The organism is Pseudomonas sp. FYR_5, assembly GCF_043106315.1.
Classification (GTDB): domain Bacteria; phylum Pseudomonadota; class Gammaproteobacteria; order Pseudomonadales; family Pseudomonadaceae; genus Aquipseudomonas; species Aquipseudomonas putida_Y.
In genome coordinates, this window is sequence record NZ_JBICMK010000001.1 from 1 (window position 1) to 5442 (window position 5442).

Sequence of the window (5442 nt, forward strand, 5' to 3'; positions counted from 1 at the left end):
AAAAAAGCAGAATCGCTTACTTGAAGCGCCCCGCAATCCACGGTGACAAACCTGCCACCCAGCCCCCGTATTTAAAGGGCCAAGCGGCACCAACGCCTACCCAAGCCAGTGCGTGCCATCGGTACCGCGAACCGTGCAAGTACTAGGAGGTGTAAATGAAGACTCTATGGGCTATACCCGTTAACAGGTAAGCCATCACCAGTGGGAACAGCAAGTGGAATCATCGGAAGACAAGACCAAGCGGAAGTTTGCGAACTACTTGCTTGCCCCGATATGGAACTACCAGTACTCGGTATTCTACGAAACCCCCGAGGACAGCAAGAATCTACTAGTTGACCAGAAGGCATTCCGTCAAGAGCTGGGCAGGAAGTTTCCAGACCAACCGTTCTTGGTTCGGGTTCAAAGTTTGCAGAGTCCTAGGCGGGGTAATGTCCGGCAGGCGTACTTGACCATGTACACCACTGGTAAGGTGACTGGACTTCAAGAGCTGGCTGATAAGTGTTTCCCCGTGACGGTGAAAGTTGTTTATCGACGGGTCACGCCAGATTGGTGCGAAGTTAAAGCGAACAAGATTCTGAGCCAGCGGCCCCATGATCTGACCAAGTTGTTCGGTGATGTACGGGTACGCCGGTACGGGGTCATCAACAAGCGTCTTCTGGCAGACATTGAAACCGAGGTTTAAGAACTGGTCATTAATTGACCAGTAACTAATGTGTTTCTGGCGTTGGCCGCGACCACCTGTAGCAGTCGATCCGCTACAGGCGCCCATACACGCGGCCTGCACTACAGGTGGGTTAAGAGAATCGCGTCACACGCTCGCTTTACGAGCGTTGATCCTCAATTCTCGCAAGTTCAAGCAACTGAAGTTCGATTAAGTAGGGCTGATACGCAATCTAGCCTTCTACACCACAAGAGCGTGACATTCTGTTCAAAGTAGAATAGTTGAAATCTATTAGATTTTGCTGTTTGATAGCCTAAACCACCAAGCGAGGGCATCACCAATGCAAGTCTCTAAGACGCAAGCAGCACTGCTCCAGCAAATTCATGATGGTCTATCTGTCGTTACTGGTGACGATGTTCACACACTCAAGTGGCTGATAAGGCTTGGCCTAGCTGATGGTAAAAACACTACTGCTGATCGAGGCCCAGAGTACAGCTGGGTGCAGTTGACCCCGGACGGGAAGGAACTCTTACATTCCCTCTAAGTTGAGCGTAGCAAGGCCGGGGGCCTTCCCGGCCTATCTCATAGTCACAGTCAGCAATCCGCTAATTTACAGAATATAATTCTGTAAACTAGCAAACCCCCGAAAATACTGGACTTTCCGTAAAGCCCTGTGTTCTAATTAACACAATCTACGGAGTTCAGTGGAACGTAAATAAGAAATGAACACAGTCGAAGCAGTCAAGAACCAGAGTGACGCGGAAACCATCAGCCGGAAGCTGACCAAGAACGCCAAGGGCAACACCTTGTACGCGGACATCTGGCGATTTGGCGTCAACACGGCCCTGCGGATCAGCGACCTACTGAGCTTGACCTTCGAGGACGTACAGGGCGGCAATCTGGTCATCAAGGAAGGCAAGACCGGCAAGACCCGCGACATTGAGCTGAACGTTGCCGCCAAGGCCATCGTAGAGCGCCGTAGGGCAGCCCACCCGACTCACCAGTACCTGTTCGAGGTGGACAGCAACCGGGCCAAGGGCAAGCCCGTTAGCCGGGTGGCCGTCGCCAGCGCCTTCAAGGCCGTGGGCGATGAGATGGGGTTGCAGCTGGGTACACACTCGATGCGGAAGACGCGTGGATGGCTGATGTACAACGGCGGCTCATCCATCGAGCTGATCTGCAAGGTGCTGAACCACAGCAGCCCAGCAGTGACCATGGCGTACATTGGTATCACGCAATCGGAAGTAGACGCGACCTATCACCAGTTCGTGTTCTAGGTCTGGAAGCTCGAAATAAGCGATTACAGCGACGTTAGCGGGTGGACGGTGTTCACCCCCCTAGATATTCGGCAGAAGCTGGAGAATGGCGCCGTAGCGATCCTGAGAGGCGCTTGAGACCGAGCCACAGCTGGCCGTGTTTGACCGATTCCCCGGCGATATTTGCCACCCACGGAATGCCATCGATATTCGCCCTGGGCGAGTACCTGGTTGAAAAGTTTCGGGGTATCAGGCGCTTGGAAAGTTGGTAGCGAGTCGCCACGCCTTGCCAGCAGATGATGGCGCCGCTAGGATTCACGGCATCAGAAAGAACGAAGCCACCGCCCTGCAAGGCGATGGCTTCCAATTTGGTTTTGCCGGGAGTACGAATCCCTACAAGACCCGCAGACCAGCAAGGAAAAGTTGCTTTGGTCCACGTACCCGCCATTCTAGCGTGTGCGTCTCCCAACACAACCCCTCTATTGCCCAACGGTCTGCCACGCACGCTAGTGGAAGGAAAAGTGTCACTTGGGCGTGTTGTGTGCTGATAGGCGAGTACAAGCAGGGTTGGTCATATGCGCCAGCGGTGAAGTTGTCTGAAGCAGTTGCAGAGCGTGGACGTTGGCGAGCAGCCTCCCGCGCAGTGCCCTCTTCAGGTGAGGCAGACCGCGACCAAGGGGAGATGAGTGACTTTCCCCACCAAGTTCAGGTTGGGTTGGTAGAGGACGGTTCTCTGACCAGCGTGAACACACTGCCTAGGTTAGTGCGAGCATCCGCGACTAACCCCAGTGATGCGACGGCGACGGCGACGGGCCTGCCCTCGATTACTTGGTGACTTCCCCGGGGATGAGCTACGTGCTCACCTAAGGGGAAGTTGTATCCAGCTACTGCTCAGGCTCAAGCTCCGAGCCTATCCCGTCGGCGCCATCCTGCAAGGCTTTTAAGCTTCCCAACTCGATAAAACATCAGCGAAGGTGCGAGCTGCCGGGGCGTGAACAGACTGGCCAGTCCTGCCTGACACAGATGCCTGATCCGACGCAGCCGGTGCGACTGGTTGTGGTGTTGCTGTTCGCTCTGCTGGTGCCGTTTCCGCGACTTCTGGTGTACCTGGTGCAGTTGGTGCCGCTGGCTTGTGCTCGATCAACCGCAGCTCCTGCCGAAGCCCTGCAACTTCTTCCCGAAGCAACCGCAGCTCGTTGACCAGCTCTGCCCATCCAGCAGGCGTTGCGGGCGGTGTAGGGTGGGTGTCGTCCGCTGGTGTCTGGGTGTCGGGCGGTGGTGTAGGGCGCCCGTTGGGTTCACCGTACACGCGGATCATCTCGGACAAGTCGATTACCCGCTGGCCTTTGCCGTCATGCCCAGCAGTGACGCGGCCTTTAGCCACGGCTTCGTGCAAGGTCGAGCGGTGCAGGCCGTACAGCTTTGCCATGCGGCCAATGGTCAATTTAGTCATGTAGGGTGGTGTCGGGTTGTGTCTGTCGGGCAAAGTGTAGGGCGTGGACAGCGTACCAGCAGATTGTTTCGCGGTCCTACGCGAAATCTGGCGGTTGCCGTGGGTAGTAGGGCCGTACATTCAACGTACGAGCGTGCTTTTAAAAGCGGGTCAGCCAGTTGCTGCCCTTGGTCAACTCGTTCAACCGCAGATCAACTTCCGGCTGCACTTTCGTACAGATAGCTTGAACCCTTCTTACTTGCTGCCGTGATCTTTGCTTGTGTAAGCATCCGCCACGCATAAAGTTTAAGAAAAAGCAACTTTATTTGTATGTATGTATTGACAAGAACGCACTCTCGGGGTAGAATACACGTAACTGGTAGAAACAACTAAGCCAGTTCCCAGCACTACCCCTCGAAACACTTCCCCAGCTGAAACGCTTATAGCACAGAGCATATTGCTGTCGCTTATGGCGTACTGCCGTTGTCGATCCGGCATCAGGCGATCGGCGATTTAAAAATGCGAGAAGACAGTTGTGCAGGATGGTTCTGGCTTGAATGGCTCTCGAACCTCAATGCCGTGCTTTGGCCAAGGCTGCAACGAACTGGCCACCTATTACCAAGATTTGTCCCTGCAATCGGGGCGATACCAGTACTTGGCCAATAACAAGTACAAATCTGCAATGCCAACCGCCCGTAACCTCGCAACCAGAGGACGGGCTTTTATTGCCATTTATAAACTGAAACATACATACGAGGTACTTTATTATGACAAAGCAACGCCCACTTCGCAAGCACACCTGTGAATCTTGCAGCAGGAACTTCTTTAGCCGCTCACCGCTATCAAGATATTGCTCTGTGCAATGCCAAGTGCGTGAATGGCGAGCCCGCAATAAGACGTCCCCAGAGCAACTTGAAGTAGAGTTCAACGCCCAACAGAACGAGCAACATGGGGAGGTGGCCTGATGATCGAACACAGCATCTGGCTGGAAGTAAAGCGGGACAATGGTGCGATTCTTTCGTACTTCCTGGAGCAACCTGGTCTACCGCCAGAATCGGTCTTCTACGTCCCTGCGACGAAGGCAGAACTGGCCTACCTGAACGGGCTTGAAGACAACATCTTGCCAGCGGGCATGGTGGTCACGTTGTCTGACCTTGAAGCCCACCGGGCAAGGGTTGAGGCGGCAAAGAAGCCCAAGGCAAACACGCCCACGAAGGCACCTGTAGCAGCCCCAGCGAAGCCCGTACAGAACGCCAGCAACAGCAGCAATACCCAACCATCCAGCAGCAAAGAAACCGCCAAGGGGAGCTTGATAGCGGCCCTGAAGCAACACCGTTCAAACCGTAAAGGAAAATAAAATGAAAAACACAACACACACTTATGGCTCTACCGTCGTAGAGTTCTTCAAGTTCAATGAATCCGAACTTCAACTGCTCGTCGAGAAGAAGCAAAGCCAGTATCACAAAGACAGCCAAGGTCTTTACCACAAAGGCATGGCTGCGAACGTAGACTGGATTAAAAGCGCGCCTCTTGAGATGGCACTAATGGAGCTTCAGCATGTATTGAAAGAAGGTTTCACCATTATCAAGGTGTTCAACGATCCTCTCGACTTCCGTGCAGTACTACGCAAGCCAGATGAAGTTATCGCTGCCGAGCTGCCCAAGGTTGCTGAACTCGCCCTGGAAGAGTACGAGCAGGACAGATACCAGCGGAACGTTGCAGAGACGACCCGGCAGGTGGCTATCAGCGTAGAGCGCAGCGAGCGACAGGCAGCAGCAGCAGCGGCCAAAGCAGCGGATAAGAAGCGGGCCAGCGATGAGCAGAAAGCCTTGGCAGACCTACTGCGTGCCTATGGTGAACCAGCCGAGGTGGGGGCGTGAAGCCTCTACCTTCACTGGGCACCAAAGCCCTTGGCGTCTCGTTCACAGCGGACGAGTTTCATGGCTTGTGCTACCACGCACGGCGCCATGAGATGCCTGTCCGGGACTTCATCGAGTGGGCTATGCGGTGCTACATCAAGGCGATGCGGGCCGATGAACAGGCCACGGCGAGCAAGAATCGGGGTCGGTGATGGCCCTTGATTCCACCGCACT

General features: G+C 54.6%; 5 protein-coding genes. 4 read left to right on the forward strand and 1 reads right to left on the reverse strand.

Features of this window, described 5'->3' with window-relative positions; translation table 11 throughout:
• Positions 1–214 precede the first annotated feature (214 nt).
• From ACF8RA_RS00005 to ACF8RA_RS00020, 4 genes are all read left to right on the forward strand, one after another.
• Positions 215–682 carry a hypothetical protein gene (locus ACF8RA_RS00005; protein WP_392518651.1) on the forward strand — a complete coding sequence of 156 codons (468 nt, stop codon included), beginning with the start codon at positions 215–217 and terminating at the stop codon, positions 680–682.
• 701 nt (positions 683–1383) lie between these two features.
• Positions 1384–1938, forward strand: a complete 555-nt coding sequence (locus ACF8RA_RS00010) for a tyrosine-type recombinase/integrase (protein ID WP_392518652.1) — start codon at positions 1384–1386, stop codon at positions 1936–1938.
• Between the two features lie 2375 nt (positions 1939–4313).
• On the forward strand, positions 4314–4706 hold the full coding sequence (locus ACF8RA_RS00015) for a hypothetical protein (protein ID WP_392518653.1): 393 nt from the start codon (positions 4314–4316) through the stop codon (positions 4704–4706).
• Position 4707: 1 nt separating this feature from the next.
• A complete protein-coding gene (locus ACF8RA_RS00020) occupies positions 4708–5229 on the forward strand; it encodes a hypothetical protein (RefSeq protein WP_392518654.1) in 522 nt (173 codons plus the stop codon).
• An 11-nt stretch (positions 5230–5240) separates the two neighbouring features.
• On the opposite strand, the gene ACF8RA_RS00025 is transcribed toward ACF8RA_RS00020, so the two are convergent.
• Positions 5241–5442: hypothetical protein (locus tag ACF8RA_RS00025; RefSeq protein WP_392518655.1), on the reverse strand; the 202-nt coding region annotated here is incomplete at its 5' end.